Source organism: Ensifer sp. CCNWLY38 (assembly GCF_037120565.1).
Taxonomy (GTDB): domain Bacteria; phylum Pseudomonadota; class Alphaproteobacteria; order Rhizobiales; family Rhizobiaceae; genus Ensifer; species Ensifer adhaerens_H.
Window position 1 is genome coordinate 35,610 of the sequence record NZ_JBBBBO010000017.1, and the last position, 20,889, is coordinate 56,498.

Annotated in this window: 23 protein-coding genes and 3 pseudogenes; 7 read left to right on the plus strand and 19 right to left on the minus strand. The window is 60.7% G+C overall.

All coding sequences use genetic code 11. From position 1 onward, the window contains the following. Nucleotides 1-704 precede the first annotated feature (704 nt). On the plus strand, nucleotides 705-1,028 hold the full coding sequence (locus tag V7S54_RS29215; RefSeq protein ID WP_058323403.1) for a DUF736 domain-containing protein: 324 nt from the start codon (nucleotides 705-707) through the stop codon (nucleotides 1,026-1,028). Nucleotides 1,029-1,362: 334 nt separating this feature from the next. After that, the gene (locus V7S54_RS29220) at nucleotides 1,363-1,530 is read left to right on the plus strand and encodes a hypothetical protein (RefSeq protein ID WP_336409596.1); all 168 of its coding nucleotides are present in this window, start codon (nucleotides 1,363-1,365) and stop codon (nucleotides 1,528-1,530) included. A gap of 399 nt (nucleotides 1,531-1,929) precedes the next feature. Here the strand turns inward: V7S54_RS29220 and V7S54_RS29225 are convergent, their stop codons facing one another. The 6 genes from V7S54_RS29225 to V7S54_RS29245 all read right to left on the minus strand — a co-directional run bounded on the left by V7S54_RS29225 (nucleotide 1,930) and on the right by V7S54_RS29245 (nucleotide 5,678). Beyond that, nucleotides 1,930-2,457, minus strand: a complete 528-nt coding sequence (locus V7S54_RS29225; RefSeq protein WP_336409528.1) for an RES family NAD+ phosphorylase — start codon at nucleotides 2,455-2,457, stop codon at nucleotides 1,930-1,932. After that, on the minus strand, nucleotides 2,454-2,825 hold the full coding sequence (locus tag V7S54_RS29230; RefSeq protein ID WP_336409529.1) for a hypothetical protein: 372 nt from the start codon (nucleotides 2,823-2,825) through the stop codon (nucleotides 2,454-2,456). Before V7S54_RS29230 ends, V7S54_RS29225 begins: the two co-directional genes overlap by 4 nt. A gap of 173 nt (nucleotides 2,826-2,998) precedes the next feature. Further along, a complete protein-coding gene (locus V7S54_RS33350; protein ID WP_442892625.1) occupies nucleotides 2,999-3,235 on the minus strand; it encodes a PhnA domain-containing protein in 237 nt (78 codons plus the stop codon). A gap of 22 nt (nucleotides 3,236-3,257) precedes the next feature. Further along, nucleotides 3,258-5,171 (minus strand): Ti-type conjugative transfer system protein TraG, encoded by a 1,914-nt coding sequence (gene traG, locus V7S54_RS29235; RefSeq protein ID WP_336409530.1) that lies wholly within the window; start codon nucleotides 5,169-5,171, stop codon nucleotides 3,258-3,260. Next, nucleotides 5,162-5,401 carry a conjugal transfer protein TraD gene (locus V7S54_RS29240; RefSeq protein ID WP_336409531.1) on the minus strand — a complete coding sequence of 80 codons (240 nt, stop codon included), beginning with the start codon at nucleotides 5,399-5,401 and terminating at the stop codon, nucleotides 5,162-5,164. Before V7S54_RS29240 ends, traG begins: the two co-directional genes overlap by 10 nt. After that, entirely contained in the window at nucleotides 5,391-5,678 is a 288-nt protein-coding gene (locus V7S54_RS29245) for a TraC family protein (protein ID WP_336409588.1), read from the minus strand. Before V7S54_RS29245 ends, V7S54_RS29240 begins: the two co-directional genes overlap by 11 nt. A 218-nt stretch (nucleotides 5,679-5,896) precedes the next feature. On the opposite strand from V7S54_RS29245, the gene traA reads away from it, so the two are divergent. Beyond that, nucleotides 5,897-10,504 (plus strand): Ti-type conjugative transfer relaxase TraA, encoded by a 4,608-nt coding sequence (gene traA / locus V7S54_RS29250; protein WP_336409532.1) that lies wholly within the window; start codon nucleotides 5,897-5,899, stop codon nucleotides 10,502-10,504. 719 nt (nucleotides 10,505-11,223) lie between these two features. Here the strand turns inward: traA and V7S54_RS29255 are convergent. The 10 genes from V7S54_RS29255 to V7S54_RS29300 all read right to left on the minus strand — a co-directional run bounded on the left by V7S54_RS29255 (nucleotide 11,224) and on the right by V7S54_RS29300 (nucleotide 16,198). After that, nucleotides 11,224-11,613, minus strand: a complete 390-nt coding sequence (locus V7S54_RS29255; RefSeq protein WP_058323407.1) for a type II toxin-antitoxin system VapC family toxin — start codon at nucleotides 11,611-11,613, stop codon at nucleotides 11,224-11,226. Next, nucleotides 11,610-11,843, minus strand: a complete 234-nt coding sequence (locus tag V7S54_RS29260) for a type II toxin-antitoxin system Phd/YefM family antitoxin (protein WP_336409533.1) — start codon at nucleotides 11,841-11,843, stop codon at nucleotides 11,610-11,612. Before V7S54_RS29260 ends, V7S54_RS29255 begins: the two co-directional genes overlap by 4 nt. A gap of 391 nt (nucleotides 11,844-12,234) precedes the next feature. Further along, complete coding sequence (gene rctB, locus V7S54_RS29265) at nucleotides 12,235-12,552, minus strand: SMa0974 family conjugal transfer regulator (RefSeq protein WP_336409534.1); 318 nt, start codon at nucleotides 12,550-12,552, stop codon at nucleotides 12,235-12,237. A gap of 29 nt (nucleotides 12,553-12,581) precedes the next feature. Then, complete coding sequence (locus V7S54_RS29270) at nucleotides 12,582-12,983, minus strand: hypothetical protein (RefSeq protein WP_336409535.1); 402 nt, start codon at nucleotides 12,981-12,983, stop codon at nucleotides 12,582-12,584. Then, nucleotides 12,980-13,501: a DUF2840 domain-containing protein gene (locus V7S54_RS29275; protein WP_336409536.1), complete on the minus strand. Its 522-nt coding sequence runs from the start codon at nucleotides 13,499-13,501 to the stop codon at nucleotides 12,980-12,982. Before V7S54_RS29275 ends, V7S54_RS29270 begins: the two co-directional genes overlap by 4 nt. Then, nucleotides 13,498-14,613 carry a replication initiator protein A gene (locus V7S54_RS29280; RefSeq protein ID WP_336409537.1) on the minus strand — a complete coding sequence of 372 codons (1,116 nt, stop codon included), beginning with the start codon at nucleotides 14,611-14,613 and terminating at the stop codon, nucleotides 13,498-13,500. Before V7S54_RS29280 ends, V7S54_RS29275 begins: the two co-directional genes overlap by 4 nt. Before the next feature lie 12 nt (nucleotides 14,614-14,625). Further along, on the minus strand, nucleotides 14,626-14,907 hold the full coding sequence (locus V7S54_RS29285; protein ID WP_336409538.1) for a helix-turn-helix transcriptional regulator: 282 nt from the start codon (nucleotides 14,905-14,907) through the stop codon (nucleotides 14,626-14,628). A gap of 135 nt (nucleotides 14,908-15,042) precedes the next feature. Then, the gene (locus V7S54_RS29290; RefSeq protein WP_336409589.1) at nucleotides 15,043-15,546 is read right to left on the minus strand and encodes a DUF2285 domain-containing protein; all 504 of its coding nucleotides are present in this window, start codon (nucleotides 15,544-15,546) and stop codon (nucleotides 15,043-15,045) included. Next, on the minus strand, nucleotides 15,431-15,841 hold the full coding sequence (locus V7S54_RS29295) for a transcriptional regulator domain-containing protein (RefSeq protein WP_336409590.1): 411 nt from the start codon (nucleotides 15,839-15,841) through the stop codon (nucleotides 15,431-15,433). The genes V7S54_RS29290 and V7S54_RS29295 overlap by 116 nt, the downstream gene beginning before the upstream one ends. Before the next feature lie 93 nt (nucleotides 15,842-15,934). Next, nucleotides 15,935-16,198, minus strand: a complete 264-nt coding sequence (locus V7S54_RS29300) for a DNA -binding domain-containing protein (protein WP_442892626.1) — start codon at nucleotides 16,196-16,198, stop codon at nucleotides 15,935-15,937. A gap of 91 nt (nucleotides 16,199-16,289) precedes the next feature. On the opposite strand from V7S54_RS29300, the gene V7S54_RS29305 reads away from it, so the two are divergent. Further along, nucleotides 16,290-16,508 (plus strand): helix-turn-helix domain-containing protein, encoded by a 219-nt coding sequence (locus V7S54_RS29305; protein ID WP_336409539.1) that lies wholly within the window; start codon nucleotides 16,290-16,292, stop codon nucleotides 16,506-16,508. 132 nt (nucleotides 16,509-16,640) lie between these two features. Next, entirely contained in the window at nucleotides 16,641-16,889 is a 249-nt protein-coding gene (locus tag V7S54_RS29310; RefSeq protein WP_058326589.1) for a helix-turn-helix domain-containing protein, read from the plus strand. A 101-nt stretch (nucleotides 16,890-16,990) separates the two neighbouring features. On the opposite strand, the pseudogene V7S54_RS29315 reads toward V7S54_RS29310, so the two are convergent. Further along, nucleotides 16,991-17,334: pseudogene (locus V7S54_RS29315) on the minus strand (DUF736 domain-containing protein). 35 nt (nucleotides 17,335-17,369) lie between these two features. On the opposite strand from V7S54_RS29315, the pseudogene V7S54_RS29320 reads away from it, so the two are divergent. Beyond that, nucleotides 17,370-17,920 (plus strand): annotated as a pseudogene (locus tag V7S54_RS29320) (BBE domain-containing protein); the annotation flags it as partial. Nucleotides 17,921-17,976: 56 nt separating this feature from the next. On the opposite strand, the pseudogene V7S54_RS29325 reads toward V7S54_RS29320, so the two are convergent. Then, nucleotides 17,977-18,301, minus strand: a pseudogene (locus V7S54_RS29325) (IS6 family transposase); the annotation flags it as partial. A gap of 149 nt (nucleotides 18,302-18,450) precedes the next feature. On the opposite strand from V7S54_RS29325, the gene V7S54_RS29330 reads away from it, so the two are divergent. Beyond that, nucleotides 18,451-20,148, plus strand: coding sequence for an ABC transporter ATP-binding protein (locus V7S54_RS29330; protein ID WP_336409540.1), 1,698 nt, complete (start codon nucleotides 18,451-18,453; stop codon nucleotides 20,146-20,148). 18 nt (nucleotides 20,149-20,166) lie between these two features. Here V7S54_RS29330 and V7S54_RS29335 read toward each other — a convergent pair whose 3' ends face one another. Next, entirely contained in the window at nucleotides 20,167-20,856 is a 690-nt protein-coding gene (locus V7S54_RS29335; RefSeq protein WP_336409541.1) for a hypothetical protein, read from the minus strand. Between the last annotated feature and the right edge of the window lie 33 nt (nucleotides 20,857-20,889).

Sequence of the window (20,889 nt, forward strand, 5' to 3'; positions counted from 1 at the left end):
TCGAAAGCGTTGCAGCTCCAGAAGCGTGACGCCCTCGGCGATCAGGCAGGTCGCGTCAAGCGATGCCAGCCCCGATTGCTCAGGACCGACTGATCGGAGCAGACGGGTGTCTGTCGGGGGACTGTGCTCGTGCCGAGACCGGACGGCGGCCAAGTTTGTCGAAGATCGACTTGGTCGATCTCGGCGGGGCCCAGCGTGTCGAGACATTGCAGCACGGCTTTCTGGCAATATGGTCCACCGCGGTCGTCTCAACTTGCACCCGAGAGATGTGGCGGCAGTCGACGCTCCTTGCTGCTTTCGATTGGCAGAGATGGGCGAGGGGGGCGCAGCGCAAACCGATGTGATGTGCCCACGTTGCAATGTACCGGCGGTCTTAAGCAGTGCCGGACCGGGTGGCCTGAACGGTCTGTCACCGGCTTCGGTTGCAACAAGACCATTCCCGTTTCTATATCGCCCTTTAGTCGACCGCCTGCTTTCGCGGTCAACCCCTAAAGGGGTACGTCTCGAACGAAAATTCAGCAAAATTCGATTTGGGTTCTTCATGCGGGCTTCTTGCACTTCTTCCGGCAAGCGGGACGAAGCGCGCCCGCCTTTTTTCGGAAAATAGAATTTCCCAGAATTTTCGTGCGAGATGACCGCAGCAGATCGGCCGTCTCTTCGCGCGTTATCGGGAATGGTCCCGAGCAACCGAAGGAGACAATACCATGGCAACCACGATCGCAGCTCTGACGCAGAAGACCGATGGCACTCTCGAGGGCGTCTTCGCCACGATCCGGGTCAACGCCCCTATCGCCATCATCCCCAACGCCAACAAGGCAAGCGAAGAAGCCCCCGACTACCGCGTCATCCACCGCAAGACCGGCTTTGAAATCGGCGCGGCCTGGAACCGTGTCGCCCGCCAGACCGGAGAGGAGTACCTCTCGGTGAAGCTGGAGGCTCCGGAGATCGGGGTGATCTTCGGCAACCTTGCGCAGGCGCCGGGCGGTGATCCGAACCGCAAGGTGATCCTCTGGAATAATCCGAACTGATCCGCCAACGCCGGTCCCGACCAATCGGGACCGGCGCCCTGAACGCGTTCGGCCCAAGCGGACTGTTCATGGTCGATAGGACCCGGTGCGGGCATCGAGCCCGCACCGGGTCCGCTACCCCTGCCACACGAGATCAAAAAACTATCTGCTCAGGGAGCCAAGTCTGTCACGAGCAATCGTGCCGCCTCAAGGACGAGCGGTCCCCCCGAAATGCTTCGCATTTTGGCTCCCCCGCCCGCCGGCTCCGCCGGTCGCGTCCCGCGATCCTTGACCCAGCCCGATCCTCGCGACCACCGGCGCGCCATCTTTCACATTATCCAAGGAGATGACGGCAATGACGGTTGCGCTGGAAGACCACATCGAGGAACTGCGCCGCGAGCTGAACTGCTGCGACCCGGCCGAGCGCGCTCAGATCGCAGCGGAGCTCGAACTGGCACAGGCGGAATTGGAAGTGGCAATCGCCGAACAGGAGGGCCGCATCGATGCCGAGCCTCCCTTCTAAGGGAGGCCATAGCCATGTGTAGACCGCTGACGGCGCGCTTTGGGATAGTCTGCATCCTGTCGAATGGTCGGACGGGGCTCGTTGAGGTCTGAATAGTTCGTACAAGGCAAATTGCGCGGTCTTGCGGATGGTCAGCTCTTCAGGAAACGGCAGGACGTTGGTTACGATTGATCCGCAGGGCTTCGGCTTCGTTTGCCGTCGGGACGACCTTCGCTGGTGACGTCACTACCGGGACGGGTCGTCGGTTATATCAAATCGCATGCAACGAATGCCGGTTTCCGTGACGGTTCTCATTGGCAGAAAAAACATCGGTGCCAAGCGGCGTGCATTGAAGGCAACGTGTTCCACTAAGCCAGTGGCATAAGGGCCCCGAATTTTCACGGACTATCTATTTGGGGTTCACCGCTCCCAACTCGACCGATTACGCGGGAGTCTACCCTCGGGATCATTGACTTCGATCCGATTCTCGCCTGCGAGCCGTTCGCTGAAGATAACGACATTCGCCCCACCCGGATTGGCTATGCTGGGAAAAATGATGCCTGTATGGCCGGCCTCTAGTACGAGATCTCCCAGTACCCATGTCGGCGGCTCGACGTGCAGGTCGAATTTGAGGTGGCGCCAGTCCTCCCGCCAGCTATGCCAGAGGTCGTCCCACGGGTCGCCGTGGCTCAGCTGTTGAAGGTCGACGAGGTTTACCAATGTCGCGGTGTACGAGCAAACGGTGCAGGGCGGCAGAAAAGGAGAGGTCTGCTGATACTCACGGAGGGCAGTTACTTCGTCCAACGCCAGGTAGAGAGCTTCGACGCCCTCTCGATTGAACCGGCCGCCTTTGCGCGCCGCGCCCGCGCCGCTCCTCGGCAAGCTGGCCCATTCTGGCATATGGGCACGGTAGAGCAACGTGCCCGCGGGAAGATGTTCGAGGATCACCCGACATATCCCGAACTGACGGATTCCAGGTAGTCGATCGCATCCTCGGTCCGGCCTTCGGTAACGAGTTGCAGGATCGTCTTGTGGCGAAACGCCGGGATCGGAGCATTCTTGATGAGGAATAGCGCGCGCTCCTTGTCGGGCTGCACGACGGATGCCGCGGACAGCACGCGCATCAAGTCGCGCAGCGTAGCCTGTAGCTTGGCGGAACTCGGATGGGTCCTGACCGTGTTGCGATGTACCGCCGCGATCGCTGCGAGATCCTGAAGTTGAAGGCCAAACAGGTCCGCAACACCAGTTGCCGAAAGATCGGACGTTCCGGGCTGGTGAACGCTTTCGAGAACATCGGGTAGAGCAAGCGCGGACATGGCGGTTCTCCTGCTGAAAATGGAGGACTAATTTACGCACATTTCACGCACATTTCAAGCGCAGGACACATGACCGCAATCGCTCTAAACCAAGTTCCCGTTCGATCTTTCCGCCGCGCTCGATCTTTTTTCGACTAGGCCGAACACTCCCAGATGGGGACCTGGTTCGCTCTCTAAACCTTGAGATCCTTGCTAAGGGCGACGGAATCGCCGTAGGCAAGGACATTGCCGCTCGCGTCTCGAACATAACTTCGCATCGGCTGGCGCTGCCGTCTCTCAAGCCGGATGCCCCTCACGGGGTTACTTCGTCGTAGACGCATCCATTGTCGTCGACGGTCATGCACATCCCTGTTCGAACGGGTCTCCTTCCCAGCCTCGATGCCCCCGCGTTCGGCCCGCGCAATAAGCATGAGTACGGCTTGGCGTGGAACGTTAAACCCGGACAAAGCGGTTTGCCTTAGCTGCCTGATCCATATCCTTCCGCCGAAAATAGATCGCGCGCCCGCAACGGATCGGGCTATGACCTTGCACGATAATGATCTGCTCGTCCTTGCGCATCGACTGGGTGATTTCGTGTGGCATGATCAGCGACCGGCGCTGGAAATTAACGCTTTCGGATTGGCGGCCCCCGGCGGTTTTTATGTCCCAGCCAACGTTACGGGAACTCCTCTTCACCTCTACCGTCATCTCACCGCATTGGGCGGAGACGTTGCGCGCTGTGTCCAGCGCTTTGATCGCGGCATAGCTTGTGAAGGCGCAGCCGTCGATCCACGACGTCGCGCCATCCCTCCCGAAATGCCGCTCCAGCTGGCCGACCGATTGGTACATCAGCATCATTGAGATGCCGTACTTTCGGCCGCGGTCGCGCGCCTCTTCCATAACGCGCATGTATCCGAGAAGATCGACCTCATCGAGCATGAACAACGCCCGGCGCTTGAAGCCGCCATCGGCGTGGATCATGGCATTGATCAGTGAGCCGATGATCACGCGGCCGATGCTCGGATAGGAGCGCAGGATCGATGCCGGGATGTTGAGGAATACGTCCTTCTTGCCCGAGACGATGTCACTCGATTTGAAAGCATTGCCGCAAACGAGTGCGGCGTAGCCGTCGAGCGACAGCCACTGGCAGTCCTTCGATGCTGTCGAGTAGACCCCAGAAAAAGTCTGCTCGGTCATGTTGGTGAAAACGCCGAGCGTCTCGCGGATGAAGGCGGACGCGGAATGCTCCTGAATGTCACGCAGCATCGCCAGCACCGAGGGCTCCGGCTCGGAGACGATCTGCCGAAGACTGCGTAAGGTTCGCCGCGCTTCATATTCCGGCGACAGCATCACGTGCGCGAGCAGGCCGGTCAGGAGATTGTGTGCTTGGTTCTGGAAGTAGGAACCGCTCGAGCTTTCGAAGCGCACGCTCTCCGACAAGAGCATGTGAGCAATGCCGACGATGTCTTCTTCCTTTCGTCGCGAGTGCTCGATCCCGTCGAGCACGTTGAAGCCCATGATCGGGTTCGTCGGATCAAGCACCATCACCTCGCGGTCGAGCACGCGGGTTCGGTGCTGGATCACCATGGGCGCGACCTCGGTGGAAGGGTCGAGGCAGATCAGCGGCCCGGTATAACGCAGCGCCGTCGGCACGACATTGCTTGTGGTCTTGTATCCACCCGACCCGGCGAAGAAGAGCATATGGGTGGAATCGAAATCCTGCTTATAGGTCAGTAGCGGCGCTTTGCCGCCTTTCCCCCACGTCGCCGGATCGTTTGGATCGAAGGGCAGTTCATGGACGATGTCCTTGTCGACGCGGTAGCGCTCGCCGACGACGATCTCGCCGTCCGGCGGAAATAGTCTTCCCGCCGCCGACATCGGCAGCCAGTTCGCGTCCCCGAAGGTTCCGCGCCTGGCGCGCTTTACCGGTTCGGGGACCACGGTGGAAACGCGCGCGGCCACAGCCACGGCCATGAAGCCAACGACTGCGCTGACGACAGCGACCATGTCGAGATAGGACAGCGCCCGATCCCATGATAGCACGCCGCTTTCCACGGATGGGGACAGTCGGCCGAATTCACGCAGCGCGTAGAGGCTGGCGACTGTCAAAAAACAAACGAGGCTCGCCATGGCTATCGGCATTCGCCGGTGCAACGGCAAGGCCCAAACGGTCAACAGGCCTGCGAGCGGCCCGAGCAATAACGGTGGTAGCGGTGAGGCTCGTAGAAACCAGTATGCCGCCTTCCCGGACAGTCCGGCAGCGAGCACCGACCAGCGCCAGCCCACGACATAGACCGCAAAGGCGGTAACAGCGACGGGCAAGAGAATGAGCAAAAGGCTCGGATGGGGTTTTGACTTCAGTGCCATTCCGTCGTCTCCGCGATACGAGGTGATCCGCCCTCTGACGTGGGAGCCTTGAATGCTTCCTCGCCGATATCGCGCAGGCGCCGATGCTCGGCGGTGCCCGGCGCGACGCTTGCAAGTTCGATGAGACCGCCGAGTAGAAACGCCCGGTCGGCCTTCGTGAGACCCGCTCTCGCGACAATGCCACCGAGCAGGAATTTCTCGCGGGACTCGCGCTTTCGTTCACTCGTCATGAGAAACCTCCGCCGGCGTTCCAGACCCGCCACTTGCCTGTCGACGCGGTGAAGCAGTTGAGCCAAAGGCCCCTTCCTTCTCTCCTTTGCGAAATCGAGCAGCGATCTCCCCGAAGACCGCGTCAAGTTCCTCGTCAGTGATCGCCATTTCCGCCAGACCCGATTTCGTGGCGGCGCGCGCAAACCGCTCAGCGGATTTTACTATCAGTGTTCGTCTACGATCGCGGAGCTTCTCGATCTGGGCGTCGATATCGGAAATCGATGATTTTGTGGCCATACCGGTGTCCGTTCCTGTTTGAGTAATCTGACTAGCGGCGATTATACTATCTACAAAATGATCGTAAACTAGATTAATGTGCGCCATCCCGAAAACGTCGCAGCCGGAATCCGACCGTCGGCGCCTTCCGGAGAAGCGGCATCGGTCCTCCGGTCCGACCGGTTTGAGGGCGCAATATACGTCGCTGGCGCGACGTGCTCGGAGGGACGGAGACAGTCGTGGCGATCATGTTCGTCAGAGCGCAGGTGATCAGCAGGGGAGCGGGACGCAGTATCGTCTCGGCCGCCGCCTACCGCCATCGCGCCCGGATGATGGACGAGCAGGCCGGAACGTCCTTCAGCTACCGTGGCGGCGCGTCGGAGCTGGTGCATGAGGAACTGGCGCTGCCGGACGATATCCCGGGCTGGCTGCGGGCGGCGATCGCGGGCAAGACTGTCGCCGCGGCAAGCGAGGCGTTCTGGAATGCGGTGGATGCGTTTGAGACGCGGGCCGACGCACAGCTTGCGCGGGAGTTGATCATTGCTTTGCCGGAAGAGCTGACGCGAGCGGAGAATACCGCGCTCGTTCGTGAATTTGTCCGCGACAACTTCACATCGAAAGGAATGATCGCCGACTGGGTGTTTCACGACAAGGACGGCAATCCACATATCCATCTGATGATGGCGCTCAGGCCCCTTACGGAGGAGGGGTTTGGGCCGAAGAAGGTGCCGGTCCTGGGCGACGACGGGGAGCTGTTGCGTGTCGTCACGCCGAACAGGCCGAACGGCAAGATCGTCTACAAGCTCTGGGCCGGCGACAAGGAAACCATGAAGGCATGGAAGGTCGCCTGGGCCGAAACGGTCAACCGTTACCTGGCGCTGGCCGGCCATGAGATCCGTCTCGACGGCCGCTCCTATGCTGAGCAAGGCCTCGATGGGATCGCACAGAAACACCTCGGCCCGGAGAAGGCGGCGCTCGCGCGCAAGGGTGTCGAGATGTATTTCGCGCCGGCCGATCTGGCGCGGCGACAGGAGATGGCCGACCGGCTGCTTGCCGATCCGGAGCTTCTCCTCAAGCAGCTCGGCAACGAACGCTCCACCCTTGATGAACGCGATATCGCCAAGGCGCTGCACCGCTATGTCGATGATCCAATGGACTTCGCCAACATCCGCGCGCGGCTTATGGCTTCGGACGATCTGGTGCTGCTGAAGCCGCAGCAGGTCGACACCCAAACGGGCAAGGCGACAGAGCCGGCGGTGTTCACCACGCGGAAAATCCTGCGCATCGAATATGATATGGCGCAGTCTGCCGAAGTTCTGTCGGTGCGGACGGGCTTCGCCGTCTGCGCTGCCAAGGTCTCCGCCGCCGTACGAAGCATCGAAACGGCCGATCCGGAAAAGTCCTTCAGGCTCGATACGGAACAGGTCGATGCCGTTCGTCACGTGACAGGCGGCAATGCCATCGCCGCCGTCGTCGGTCTTGCGGGGGCGGGCAAGTCGACGCTGCTTGCTGCGGCACGCGTTGCCTGGGAAAGCGACGGCCGGCGGGTGATCGGCGGGGCCCTTGCCGGCAAGGCCGCCGAAGGGCTGGAGGACAGTTCCGGCATCCGGTCGCGCACGCTGGCTTCGTGGGAATTAGCTTGGGCCGCTGGGCGTGAGCAGCTCAACCGTGGCGATGTGCTGGTGATCGACGAGGCCGGCATGGTCTCCTCGCAGCAGATGGCGCGCGTCCTGAGTATTGCCGAGCAAGCAGAAGCAAAGGTCGTGCTCGTCGGTGACGCAATGCAACTTCAACCGATCCAAGCGGGTGCGGCGTTCAGGGCAATCACAGAACGGATCGGCTTTGCGGAACTTGCCGGTGTGCGCCGCCAGCGTGATGCGTGGGCGCGCGAGGCATCCCGCCTCTTCGCCCGCGGCAAGGTCGAAGAGGGCCTCGACGCCTACGCCCAGCAGGGCCGTATTGTCGAGACCGAAACCCGGGCCCAAATCATCGACCGCATCGTTGCCGATTGGGTCGATGTCCGTCATCAACTGCTGCGCAAATCGGCTGCGGGCGAACATGCGGATCGTCTTCGCGGTGACGAACTGCTTGTTCTCGCCCACACCAACGATGACGTTTGGAAGCTGAACGAGGCCTTACGCAAGGTCATGATCGACGAGCGGGCGCTGACAGGAGCGCGGCAATTCCAGACGGCACGTGGACTTCGCGAGTTTGCCGCCGGCGACCGGGTCATCTTCCTCGAAAACGCCCGCTTCCTCGAACCGCGCGCAAGGCGGCTTGGTCCCCAATATGTGAAGAACGGTATGCTTGGCACGGTCATTTCGACTGGCGACAAACGCGTAGACGCGCTGCTGACGGTGCATCTCGACAATGGCCGCGACGTCGTAATCAGCGAGGACAGCTACCGCAATGTCGATCACGGCTATGCCGCGACCATCCATAAATCTCAAGGTTCGACCATCGATCGGACCTTCGTGCTCGCCACCGGAATGATGGACCGGCATCTGACCTATGTGGCGATGACCCGGCATCGTAACCGCGCCGATCTCTACGCTGCGCGCGAGAATTTTGAACCGAAGTCGGAATGGGGGCACCGGCCGCGTGTCGATCACGCATCCGGCGTCACCGGTGAATTGGTGGACACCGGGTGGGCCAAGTTCCGGCCGCAGGATGCTGATGCAAAGGAAAGCCCGTACGCCGATGTGAGGACGGACGACGGAACCGTTCACCGACTTTGGGGCGTGAGCCTGCCGAAGGCACTGGAGCAGAGTGGAATCTCGACAGGCGATACCGTGACGCTCCGCAAGGATGGCGTCGAAACGGTCACGGTAAAGGTGTCCGTCACTGATGAAGAGACCGGCAAGAAGCGCCTCGAGGAACGTCAGGTCGAGCGAAACGTCTGGACTGGAACCCAAGTCGAAACTGCCGATGCGCGCAAGGCTAGGATCGAGCGGGAAAGCCATCGGCCGGATGTGTTCAAGCGGCTTGTTGAGCGACTTGGGCGATCTGGCGCCAAGACAACGACGCTCGATTTCGAAAGCGAGGAAGGCTATCGGGAGCATGTCCGTGATTTTGCCCGCCGGCGCGGCATCGAGACGCTCGCCCGGGTCACTTTGGAATTAGAGGAGGGCGCGGCGCGACGGTCGGCGTGGCTTGCGGAGAAGCGGTCGCAGCTGGCGAAGCTCTGGGAGCGGGCAAGCATTGCGCTCGATTTCGCGATCGAACGGGAACGGAGCGTCTCGTACAGGGAGGAACGCAGAGAAGCCTTCGCTGCCAGTATTCCGTTGGGTGGGAACTATTTGATTCCACCCGCCACCGAATTCCCCCGCAGCGTTGAAGAGTATGCGCGTCTCGCGCAGCTCTCCTCGGAACGGTGGAAGGAGCGGGAGGAAATACTTCGGCCAGTGCTGCAGAAAATCTATCGCGACCCCGATGGCGCGCTGTCGGCGCTCAACGCTCTGGCGTCGGGTGCAGGCGTCGAGCCGCGCAAGATTGCAGAAGATCTTGCCCTGGCGCCCGACCGCCTTGGCCGCCTGTGCGGATCCAATCTGATGATCGATGGCCGCGCCGCCCGCGACGAGCGCAACGCTGCCATGGCCGCCTTATCGGAGCTGCTGCCGTTGGCGCGCGCGCATGCAACCGAGTCACGCAGGCAGGCTGAGCGCTTCGCCATCCGCGAGCGACAGCGGCGCGCTTATATGTCGTTGTCCATCCCCGCGCTTTCGAAACAGGCGATGGCGCGTCTCGTCGAAGTCGAGGCGGTCCGGGAGCGCGGCGGGGCCGATGCCTACAAGACTGCCTTCGCCTATGCCGCTGAGGACCATTTGCTTGTTCAGGAGGTCAAGGCCGTCAACGAGGCGTTGACCACACGCTTTGGCTGGAATGCCTTCACCGCGAAGGCCGATCCGATCGCCGAGCGAAATGTTGCCGAGCGCATGCCGGCAAATCTCACCACTGACCACCGTGAAACGCTAGTGCGCCTGTTCGAGGTGATCAGGCGTTTCAGCGACGAGCAGCATTTCGCAGAAAAGCAGGATCGCTCGAAAATCGTCGCCGGCGCAAGCATCGAGTTCGGAAAGGAGACAGTGCCCGTGTTGCCCATGCTTGCCGCCGTCACGGAGTTCAAGACATCGATTGCCGATGAAGCGCGGGAAAGGGCGCTTGCCGTTCCCCATTACAATCATCATCGCGCCGTCCTCGCCGAGGCGGCAATGCGCATCTGGCGCGATCCGGCCGGCGCGGTCGCCAAGATCGAGGAGCTTGTCGTGAAGGGCTTTGCCGGCGAGCGGGTTGCCGCAGCCGTCAGCAACGATCCGGCGGCCTATGGCGCGCTGCGTGGCTCCGATCGCATCATTGACAAGTTGCTTGCTGTCGGCCGCGAGCGGAAGGTCGCGCTTCAGGTTCTGCCCGAAGCGACAAGCCGTGTCCGTTCCCTCGGAGCGTCTTATGCCGCTGCGCTTGAGGCTGAAACCCAGGCTATTGCCGACGAGCGCCGGCGTATGGCGGTCGCTATTCCCGGTCTGTCGCAGCAGGCTGAGGGCGCGCTGCGGCAGTTGACGACCGAGATGAAGAAGAGGGAGGGCAAGATCGAGATTGCCGCGGGTTTTCTCGATCCGCGCGTCGCCCAAGAATTCGTCTCCGTCAGCCGGGCGCTCGACGAGCGCTTCGGCAGAAACGCCATCCTGCGTGGCGAGAAGGACGTCATCAATCGCGTGTCGCTGGTGCAGCGCCGCGCGTTGGAGGCGATGCGGGATCGGCTGCAGGTCTTGCAGCAGACGGTTCGCGTGCAGAGCAGTCAGGAGATCATTTCGGAGCGTGAGCGGCGCGTCATCGACCGCGCCCGTTGAATTACCGGAGCGCATTGAAGAAGGCAGGAGGAGAAGCGCAAGCTGAACATGAACCCTTTACGATCGATCGGCCGTACTGAGATCGCCACCGGGCGGTCATCGAGAATCAGATTGCGTTAGCCAACCTCACCGTAACGCTGAAGAGATGACCAAGCCCGGCATGCGCGACGTTGGTGGCCTGGTTTGCAGATTGCGTCAAAGGGAGTTTCCTGCGGTATTTGCGTCAGCGCTCATGCTGAAGCGGGCATTTCGCGCGGCGGCCGCCATCTTACGATCCTCGCGCACCTCGGCGCCATTGTGCACCGGAACACGATCTATCTCGGCCGCACCGCCGCCCGAGCACAGGGAAGGATGTTCCGAATTGCTGAACATTCCTTGCCACTGAGTTGGGAGCATCAATCTCGCCGACATCTATTCCCAGGAAAAGCGGCAAGGTTTCAGGCCTTAGTACCTCTGCACAGAGGATTTGACGGGTTGGTTGGGTTGCAGCGTGGGTAGGCTGTTGTGATTGACGAGCAGTTCGATGCTTCGGGCGACGCCGACATAGCGTTGCAGGTCACGCTCGGCCGGCGCCCGTTCGTTGATCTGGCTATAGGCCGAGGCGAGATACTGGCCCTGCTTTTCGGTGAAGCGGGGGGGCGCTGCCAGTTGCTCGTCAAGTAATTGATTCGATCATGTTTGGAGGCGTGCCATCGGACCAGAGACGTCTGGGGCAGAAGTCACCACAATCGGCTAATATCCGGGAGCGTGTCGAAAACTTCGTCCGCTGAAATCAGCGGGATTCCAAGAGCGAGCGTGGTCGCCGCCAGCAAGCGGTCGAATGGGTCGCGATGCTCCCAGGCGAGGGTCGCCCCTTTCAAACACACTTCCGGCGCCAGTGCGGCAACTCTGCCACCCTGTTCAGCCAGCAAGCTCGGCAAGTCATTGATGAATGGTTCCATCTCCGGCCACTTGCCGATACGGACTTTCTGCCCAATCTCGAAGAAACTGATGGGACTGACAAAAACGCTGTCAGCCTCCGTGATGAGAGCGGTTGCCTTGGTGGACAGGCGCATATCGCCCGTTAGTGACCATGCCCAAGCATGGGTGTCGAGAAGCACAGCTGTCACACCGCGCCTTCCCAAAGAGCGAGTTCATCTTCACTCATCGGCTTAAAGAAATCCGGTCCCTCCCCTGTGACCTTGCCCTTCAGCAGCCCGACGGTGAACTTGCTTTGTGGAATAGCAACGATCCGGGCAACAGGGGTCTTGCCCTTCGCGATGACAACTTCTTCGCCAGCCCTTGCCGCCTCGATGAGTTTGGACAGATTCGTTTTGGCGTTATGGATTGTAACTTGCATGGGAGTCCCGTTTAGCTAACTTGGCTATACTTAGTGCTTTTGCCTCTGAGAATCCAGTCTCATCGCGTGGAGCGCGAGCGAGGGCTACGAATTCAATAGAACCCGATGCCGTGCGCGCTATCTGTCGCAAAGCCCTTTCTCATCAATTGCCGTGTTCACGTTACATCAGCGTGAGGCGGGAATGTATGATTTAAACCCACTTTCTGATTTCGAAGATTTGCCGCAGAGACGTCTGATGGTGGCGAGGATATTGTCTGCCGTCGGGGACCGAAAATGGGGCTATGCGGGAAAGGGCGCTTTGCCAGTACTGCGAACCCGTGCGGACAACCATGCTGAGCGACTGAAGGGTACCCGCAAAGGTCCAGGGCGGGCCACCGCTTCCGCGGCATCCTTACATCGTGCCGAAAGGCACGCTGCCGGCCGAGTGCCACTCAACGTGTTCACCTGAAAACTTCGCGATGGCGCACAGGCTTCCCAGCAGAAGTGTCCTGATGCCATAGAAGGTGATGGTGTCCTGCGCGTCGACTTGGAGGTGCAGACCTTCATCCGTCAGCCTCAGGATCGCACGCGCGTCGCCGAAGTAGAGCAACCTATCGGCGCCCATATCGTCGATCGAGTGGCAATAGTCGCGATAACGCGCGCAGACCTTTTCCGCGACCCGTTCCGGATGCGGGACCGGTACGTAGGCTTCGGCGGTATACTTGTACATCGAAATTCGTTGCCTCTAATCCGCGCCACTTAACGCCTCGAATTCGGCCCTAGCGTACCGGCCCCGCATTGTAGGCGGCGACAGCCTTGCCAAGCGGGCAGATCGCGGCCGAGCGGTCGCGATCGAGCGCGGCGCCGATGGCCCCATCGACGATGATTTGGTGACTTTCGCAGGGCGGCGATGTGCTTGATCAACGGCACGCCGCGCGGCACATATCCACAGTCGGAGAGCAGGGTCACAAGCGGTTCGGGTACCGAGACAACGACCAGGTGGGTCACTTCGAGCCGCTCAGGAGCCTCGATCGCATAGAGGCCGATCGGCGCGCTGGCCCACGTGTTCCAGACAAGCTTCACGGGGATTGGCAACGCCGCCGAGATGAAAATCGCGGCCGAAGCGAGAAGCATCATGATGACACAGCCGAAGCGGGTCATTGCGTCGCTTTCCGGCGCAGGAGATAGGCCTGATGCTGCTCGTGCGTGTAAGCGCGAGGCTCATGACCGGCCGCGAGCCGGTTATGTATGTGACGCCAATGATCCGGAAAGACATCGGGACAGGCGATGTCGAGCGCCTCTATGGCATCGATCGTGCGCAGCACCTGGTCCATTTTCTGCAAGCCCTCCACCTTGAGGAGAATCTCGCCGCCGGGCCGCACGAAGGGTAGCGTCTGGTAGGCCTCGCCTGATGAGACGGCGCGCACGATGTCGATCCGCGAGATGATGGTCCCGAAGTCGTTCGAGGCCCATCGAACGAAGGCGAAGATCGTCTCCGGACGGAAGGACAGGACGCGCCGGCTACGGCTCAGAATCTCTTCGTGTGCGGGCTCTCCGAAGCGGATCCAGCTCTCGATCTTCTTCTCGATCCAGGTGAGCTCAACACGGGTCAGGTTGTCGGATGGGCGGGCGGATGGCGTCGAGATGCCACGCCCGCGATGATTCGCGGTGCCGGTCATGAGTCGTCTCCGATTGATCTTGGGATTTCACGGGGCTGAACGTCGCGTGGGTCGCCCCGACGGCCCGGGTCCGGCTTTCGGGACGTCTTTTCCACATCGCCGCTGCCAGAAAGAAAGTTAGATTCTCTGTTAGATTCTAGGTTAAGCCCGGGAAGGGTCGTTTCACGCCAAAGGGTTGGTTGCGATCCATGCGCCCGAAATCCCGATGCCGATGCGCCTGAAGTCCCGACAGTCGTTGCGCCCGAAGTCCCGGGTGTTTCCACAGCGTCGTCCACAGGGCCCGTGGGCAGGGTGGCGGGGAGCATGCGCAGCAACTCGCGCCTGCCATGCCGCTCGATCCGAAGCCGGTAGCCCGGAAGCGACTGTCGCTGGACTATGCGCCGGAGATCGAAGGCGAAATCGGACATGCGAGCGAGGCTGCCGGACTTCGCATGAAGGTGGGCGATCTCGAAGATCCAGCCACTGCTCTGTCGGCCGGCATGCTTGCGGGCGACGCGGTAGAGCCAGCGCTCGATGCCGCCGGTCAGGCGGAAATAGGCCGGGTCGATCGCGAGCACGAGTGACCGGTCGACGACGCCCCGATAGAACCAGTCGGGCAGGACGAATTCCATGCCCTCCGTCCGACCGTCACGTTTGGTGCATTCCTCCCATTCGTTGATCCAGGAGAACTGGTGGCGTCGCCAATGCTCGCCCTGCCGTATGGTCGTGCGGATCGCGGTCGATTGAAGTCGCGTCAAAGCGCCCTTGAGGAGCTTGTATTCCCGAGCCCCGGTATCGCGGCCGATGGCAGTCAGGAGCTGATACGGCGTAAAGCGTAGAAAGCGGGACGTTCTAAGATCCAAATTTTCGGCCTCGACGATCTGGCTCGCGGCCCAGATGAGAACGTCGGCGTCCCAGATCGTGGCCATGCCGTGCTCGGCTATGGCAAAGACTTCCACTTGCACGTCACCGGATTTGTAGAGGATTGGTGCAACCCGCTTGGCCTTGGCCAACGAAAAGAAGGGGCGCTCCATGAGGTCGCGCTGATCGCGCGGACCGGCGGCACCAGTGGCGACGATGAAGGGGTCGAGCTTCGCTCGTTCGCTAAGGGCAATGATACGCGGTCGCTTCATGACACGGCGACCTCAGCGCTGTTGGCGGCCGGTGTGTGCTTGCCCGACGGCGCTATGGCGCTTTGCCGGAAGGACGCTGCCTCTTGGGTCGGAGGTCGAGGTCAACATCCCGCGATCGGCCCAGGCTTGCAGATCCTCGATCGAATAGACCACCCGCCCGCCGAGCTTCCTGTAGGCTGGTCCTGTCCCATAGGTTCGGTGTTTTTCGAGTGTGCGGCCGGATAGGCTCAGAAAACGCGCAGCTTCGGGCGTGCGCAGGTAGCGAGGGGGTAAGCCGGCGGTATTCGATGCCATATGGAGCCTCCGTGGCTGTCGGTGGGGCGCGCCGGACGTGAGCGGCGGACGAAGGGCAGGGTGGCGAAGAAGAGCCGGAAGGGGGGAGTGCGAAGATAGACGAGCCAAAAATCCCACCCCTTCGGGGGGCTGGCACTACCGGCGGCGGTGACGCAGAAGGTTGCGATAGCCACCGGCGATCATGGCCAGGCCGTCCTTGACCAGATCCATGGTCGCGTCACGCAGAGCGGAGGTTTTCCAGGGCTCGGAGGCCACGCGTTCTCGTCCGTAGATGACGCCGCCGATTTCGCGGTAACTGGCGCCGTTTGCGCGCCCGTCTACGGCTTGCAGCATGTGTCGCGCGCGTCGACGTTTCTGGCGCGTGAGACGCGTGTCCTCGGCGACGCGCCGGCCCATTAGACTCTGCACCAATCGAAGCAGTGCCTCGACACGATCGAGCGCGTCTGGATCGATGGGAATGAGCGCGGCGAGCGGCTCATCGGCGCCGACGCCGGCGAGACGCAGGAGTTGCACCGCGTCGCCGTCAGGCAAGACGTGGCGGAAGAAGGAGCCGAATTCGTCTGTCTGCGCCTGGGTCTGGTCGAGCAGATGGGAGAGATTCCGCTCCGTTGGCGCGATTGTGGCGGTGGATGTCAGCAGAACTGCGCCGGTATCCAGCTCCGGTGACCACGTCACGATGGTTTGTGTCGCATTGAGTGACGGCGCAACCGGGAAATCGCAACCCCCATCGCCGACGGAGCGCTAGCAAGAGCGCTTGGCGGTCAGTGGTGGTTCGTTGAAGTGCCGGGAAGTCCTGTTGGTAATCGGTGTTGCGGCGTAGCCATTCCCAAGCGAGGTCGGGGCCGGAAAGGTCGTCGACATAGTCGTATGCCGATGAGGATCGCCATTGTGAGGTATCGGGGCGCATCCGTTTTCTCCGAGCGCATGCAACCATTTCGCTGGCGCTGCGAGAATGATTCCCGGACTGATTGCTTTGCGGAAGTCCCCGCGAGGGGACCACGTGTTGCGTTTCGTGCAACAGGATGCTTCAGCGGTTGCGTTCCCCAGCAAGCTGACGGTAGCCGCTTTCGCTGATCCAGCGGGCGCGAACCAGGTGCCGTTCATGGACTTGGCGCGCGCGCTCCGGCTCGTTGACGGGATCTATCCCGAACAGGACTGCGACGGCTTCCTGCCAGGTGGCGCCGTCCGCTGCTGCGTCGAGGAGGCGCATATAGAGCTTCATGTGCTCGCGATCGTAGGTCGTCAGCATTGGACCTTCCGGTGGCTCGTCCAGAAAAGCTGGCTCGGTCACTTCAATCCTCCTGGTCGCCGCACTCGGCGCGCTCGCGTTTACATACTATAGTTGATAAACTTAAAGTGTGTAAATCACGATCCTCCGGCGCATGGACATGCGCAAACTGGTCGGCCGCAACTTTGCCCGCCTGCGTCGGGAGAAGGGCCTGACTCAGGAAGAGGTCGAAGCGCGCTCCGGCTTCAGCCAGCAATACATTAGCAGCCTGGAACGCGGCCGGAGAAATCCGACCGTGATCACCCTCTACGAGTTGGCTCAGGTTCTCGATGTCAGTCACGTCGAACTGGTCAAGCCTGACAACGACGTCTGATCGAGACTTCTGCGAGATCATGTCGGCAACCCGATAACTAACCCCTTCAACCAAGTAAGTCCGCACCTCAGAATTGCGGTTGTAGAGAATACTCCGTGGCGGAATACTCATCAAGCCGCTGCTCTCTCGACCATGGAAATTCGAGAGGTGTTCGCGCGTAATTTAAGAGCCTTGCGACAGGCCAAGGGACTGTCGCAAGAGGAGCTTGCGCATCAAGCCGGTCTGGATCGCACGTACATCAGCTCACTTGAGCGGAGCGTTTACAATGCCAGCATCGATGTTGTGGAGCGGCTGGCCAACGTGCTCGGCGTGGAAGCAGCGGATCTGCTGAGGCGGTTGCCGGCCGATCATTCCGGAACGAAACGCGAGCTGGACGTATAAAGCACCGGGACTCAGAGGCACTTCAGGCGATGCGATCGGCTACGGCCACCGGTGTTCTCGCCCCGCCCGGTCGGTTCCGGGCGAGGCGAGGGTGGTGTGGCTCAGTTGCGATTTCGGCGGCTGGGGCGAGACCAGATGAGAGAGAAGCCTTCACCGTCCTCGTCGTCGACGAGATTGGCGTAGATCGGAGCGGTGAAGCTCGGATCGTCGAGCTTGAGGCCGAGATAGTCGCGGCCTTCGTTGGAGCGCTTGGCCCAGGCGGCGCCGATTTCGGCGCGGTGGCTGGGGGCTTGTCGCCAGGATTGTTGGCTTCAGGGACGACGCCCACGTCCTTCGCCTGGACCGAGAGAGTGGCGATTTCGCCGAATTCGTTGCCGGACATCTTGAAGGTGCCGATAGTCGCCTGGCAGTTCTCCTTGCGCGGGTGTTTCGAACCCGCGCCCATCTCGGCCTTGATGGCGATCTTCCGGCGCGAGCGCCGTGCTCATGCTCGCGATGTGCTATTGCGGAGATCTCGAAGCGGGCGAGAAGGCGACAGCCGGACTGCGATCGGCAGGCCGATCACCGTCGTCGTCGCGCCGCATCCCTTCGTCCGCTGGCAGTAGGCCTTCGATCCATTGCTGGCGCCCTGCTCGTGGAACTACTGGAAGAGTCATTCTTTCATGGAGCTTTCCGATCAGACGACGGGCTTTCTGCTCGATGCCATCCGTCAACTGCCGGGGCCGGAATGCGAGATATTCATCGGGTCGCATCGCGTTCGAGGAGACTGCCCTCCCGCAGGGCGGCTCGCATTTCGTCATGATTGTGCACGCCCGCTGGCGCGGGCGCGGCAGCTCTTCGAGGCCGCGAAGTCCTATGCCGCTGGGACGGCCCACGTCAATTTCATGCCGGAAGACGAGGTCGACCGGGTCGAGGCGGCCTATGGCAGCAACTACCACCGACTTGTGGAGGTCAAGCGGCGTTACGACCCACAGAACCTCTTCCGGGTGAACCAGAATGTTCGGCCGATCGAGGAACGCGGGGCGGCCTGAACCGCGATGCACAGGAGGAAATGGGTGTTGTCACGTTGATTCTGGGCCTAAGCTTTCGATCGAAAGCCCTGCCGCATTCGTTCCCGTTTTCGAAACGGCGGTGAGAATTCTGGGCGCGGTTGTTCAAGCCTTGTGCGAGGGATGCTCGACGTTAGGCATAACCTGACGCTTTGCGGCTGAATATGATTTCAGCTTGTCGGTGACGATGCGGGGCGAACAGCCCTGCTTCCTCAAAAGCCGCATCAGCAATCGCTTGGCGGCCTTGGTGTCGCGGCGGGTCTGGACGATCTCGTCGAGAACATATCCATCTTGATCGACAGTCCGCCACAGCCAGCATCTGCGACCATTGATGCGGACGACAACTTCGTCGAGATGCCAGACATATTATAATCGGGGTATTTCGCGCTTATCACGGCCGAGCGGTCGCCTCCTATTAAGGTCTAGCCGTAGTCGCGGCGTCCGGCCTCCTTCAGATGTTGCTGGCGACGTGACTGTGTCGACGGCACTAAATCCGAAGGAAATTACCAGAAATGCCAACTTCGGGAAAGCTGAGCGATTGGCGCATGGTGATGGCTCCGCTCGGCGGGATCATCTCGAGCTTCTGGAAGGCCTCGCGAGATACGATAGTGCTCGTTGCTGCCGTCGTGGTCGGCTCTTCATTGGCCTCGGTCTTCGCGCCCTACCTTTTCTCGCGGCTTGTCGATCGCCTGACCGATGATCGCTGGCTGGAGACGATTTCTGCGGGTTTTTTGATCTACGCCGTTGTCATTGGGCTCTCTATCGCGCTGCAAAGCATGGTGAAGTACCTCGCCGCGATCAGCGCCGAGGACCTAAATTTCATCGCCGCCACTCGCTTTTTCGAGCGCTTGGTCAACAAATCGCCTCGGTTCTTCGTTGAGCACAATCCAGCGGAGATTCAGTCTGCGCAGATGCAGGGAACACAAGCTCTCATAGTCGTAGTGCAACTTGCCTTGATGGTCCTCATACCCGGCTTTGCGCAGCTTGCTTTGACCCTGGCCGTCCTGGGTGCCGCCATTGATGCAAGGGTGGTCCTTGTCGTCCTTGGATATGGGGCAGTGTTCATCTCGTTGACCTATTTCTCGAACAAATGGACGCGGCCACACCTCGAAAAAGCGACGACGGCCGGGCAAGCCAATGCGCAGTTGGTGGGTAACGCGATTTCCTCGATGGAGACGTTGCGCTACTTCGGGAGCTGCGGATGGATGAGTGACCGCTACAGACGCGGCGCTGAAGAGGTCCTTCACAACTGGCGAAGCTATTGTCTGAAACGGATCGCCTATGCTGGCGTCTACGGTCTCGCTCTTGCGATTCAGTTCGCGATCGCTTTCACCATCTTCCTGCCCCGCTACCGAGAAGGGACCGTCTCTGTCGGCGACATCGTGCTGTTCAATGCACTCCTTCTTCAACTCAACCAGCCTTTCGAGATGGTTGGTCTCGCGATCGAGAGCCTGGTGAGATCCTATGCGCAATTCAGGCCCTTCGCCCAGATGTGGGCGTCTCCGGAGGAGAGTGACCGGACTGCAGCGCGAGGCGAACTCGCAGCCGTCAGCGGACGGCTCGAATTCAAGAACGTCGGTTTTTCCTATGACGACGGGCGTGGAATAGCGGACGTAAGCTTTATCGCCCAGCGAGGAGCCATCACCTTCATTATCGGCGAGACCGGTTCGGGAAAATCGACGGTTCTCCGGCTGGCGTTGAAAACTGTCGATCCTTCCAAGGGGCAAATTCGTGTCGACGGCGTTGACCTGTTCGAGGTCAGCCGACGGGATTGGTATGCATCGGTCGGCGTCGTTCCGCAGGAAGTGATGCTGCTCAACGATACGCTAGCGGCCAACATCGCTCTGGGCCGACCGATCGATCAGCAGCGACTGCGCGTGGCCGCTGCGAAGGCGGCGATCCTCAATCGGATCGAAGAATTTCCCGACGGGTTCTCAACGATCGTCGGAGAGCGTGGCCTGAAACTGTCCGGTGGCGAACGTCAGCGAATTGCAATTGCCAGGGCGCTCTACGGCGAACCGAAGTTTCTGTTCCTGGACGAAGCGAGCTCCGCCCTCGATGAGGCGACGGAAGCAGCTATCATGGACCATATTCGGAGGGTCGCAGGCGAAGTCACCGTCTTGGCGATCACCCACCGCAAGAGCACAATCCGTCAGACAGACAACGTTGTCGATCTGCGCGATCGGTCGTGCGTAACTGAATGCGTGTAGAGCCGCAGCGATTGGCGATCACATGTAAGGCGAAGGGCGCTGGTTGGCGCCGGCCTGTGCCGTGACGATTCCGGCGAGGCGTGCGTATCGTCTGAAAACCTCATCGACAAAGCTCGCTACCTCGTTCCGGTGGTTGGGTTGTCTGGTCAAATTGGGCACTGGGGCGGAGTAGAGGTCAAAGTTGCTGTAGATATAGTATCGATAGTGAATCGTTTTGCCCCAGATATAGCGCATGATCGTCCAATCGACCTCCGCCATGCACTTCGACGCTACCGCAAGGAATTTCCTGTCGAAATCAGTGTATTGCCGCCTCTCGATAGAACGGAAGCCTGAAGGTGTGGCAACCCATTCAAAAACCTCCCAATGCCAGGACAGTAGCACGTTCTGCACGATGGCATCCTTCAGTTCGGCCCTGCCATCGTCCGAAGTGGGGCTGTGCTGCTTGGCAACGAGTTGGCGCGCAATATTGAAGGCCTCCTCGATGTAATGCGCCTTGAGAGGCGGAATAAAGAATCCCTTCGACGGGATACTGTCGAGCGCGTCTTGCTGGGCGAGGCGGATAAGGGCCTCGCGAACCGGCATGACGCTTGTTCCGATATCGTGCGCTAACGGTTTGGCAGCAACGCCGCCAACAATGAAGTGAGGGCGCGCAAAGATTTGTTCGCACACCTGCTCGTAGATTAAATGGTTGATGAGAAACCCCACCATTCCCCCTTTCTCTGTTCAAAGGGCTGTGCTGTC

Excerpts from the sequence above, each read along its gene's own strand:
- V7S54_RS29215 (WP_058323403.1), top strand. The coding sequence starts at position 705 with ATGGCAACCACGATCGCAGCTCTGACGCAGAAGACCGATGGCACTCTC.
- V7S54_RS29220 (WP_336409596.1), top strand. The coding sequence starts at position 1,363 with ATGACGGTTGCGCTGGAAGACCACATCGAGGAACTGCGCCGCGAGCTG.
- V7S54_RS29230 (WP_336409529.1), bottom strand. The coding sequence starts at position 2,825 with ATGTCCGCGCTTGCTCTACCCGATGTTCTCGAAAGCGTTCACCAGCCC.
- V7S54_RS33350 (WP_442892625.1), bottom strand. The coding sequence starts at position 3,235 with ATGCTTATTGCGCGGGCCGAACGCGGGGGCATCGAGGCTGGGAAGGAG.
- traG (WP_336409530.1), bottom strand. The coding sequence starts at position 5,171 with ATGGCACTGAAGTCAAAACCCCATCCGAGCCTTTTGCTCATTCTCTTG.
- V7S54_RS29240 (WP_336409531.1), bottom strand. The coding sequence starts at position 5,401 with ATGACGAGTGAACGAAAGCGCGAGTCCCGCGAGAAATTCCTGCTCGGT.
- V7S54_RS29245 (WP_336409588.1), bottom strand. The coding sequence starts at position 5,678 with ATGGCCACAAAATCATCGATTTCCGATATCGACGCCCAGATCGAGAAG.
- V7S54_RS29260 (WP_336409533.1), bottom strand. The coding sequence starts at position 11,843 with ATGCAAGTTACAATCCATAACGCCAAAACGAATCTGTCCAAACTCATC.
- rctB (WP_336409534.1), bottom strand. The coding sequence starts at position 12,552 with ATGTACAAGTATACCGCCGAAGCCTACGTACCGGTCCCGCATCCGGAA.
- V7S54_RS29270 (WP_336409535.1), bottom strand. The coding sequence starts at position 12,983 with ATGACCCGCTTCGGCTGTGTCATCATGATGCTTCTCGCTTCGGCCGCG.
- V7S54_RS29275 (WP_336409536.1), bottom strand. The coding sequence starts at position 13,501 with ATGACCGGCACCGCGAATCATCGCGGGCGTGGCATCTCGACGCCATCC.
- V7S54_RS29280 (WP_336409537.1), bottom strand. The coding sequence starts at position 14,613 with ATGAAGCGACCGCGTATCATTGCCCTTAGCGAACGAGCGAAGCTCGAC.
- V7S54_RS29285 (WP_336409538.1), bottom strand. The coding sequence starts at position 14,907 with ATGGCATCGAATACCGCCGGCTTACCCCCTCGCTACCTGCGCACGCCC.
- V7S54_RS29295 (WP_336409590.1), bottom strand. The coding sequence starts at position 15,841 with ATGGTTGCATGCGCTCGGAGAAAACGGATGCGCCCCGATACCTCACAA.
- V7S54_RS29305 (WP_336409539.1), top strand. The coding sequence starts at position 16,290 with ATGGACATGCGCAAACTGGTCGGCCGCAACTTTGCCCGCCTGCGTCGG.
- V7S54_RS29310 (WP_058326589.1), top strand. The coding sequence starts at position 16,641 with ATGGAAATTCGAGAGGTGTTCGCGCGTAATTTAAGAGCCTTGCGACAG.
- V7S54_RS29330 (WP_336409540.1), top strand. The coding sequence starts at position 18,451 with ATGCCAACTTCGGGAAAGCTGAGCGATTGGCGCATGGTGATGGCTCCG.
- V7S54_RS29335 (WP_336409541.1), bottom strand. The coding sequence starts at position 20,856 with ATGGTGGGGTTTCTCATCAACCATTTAATCTACGAGCAGGTGTGCGAA.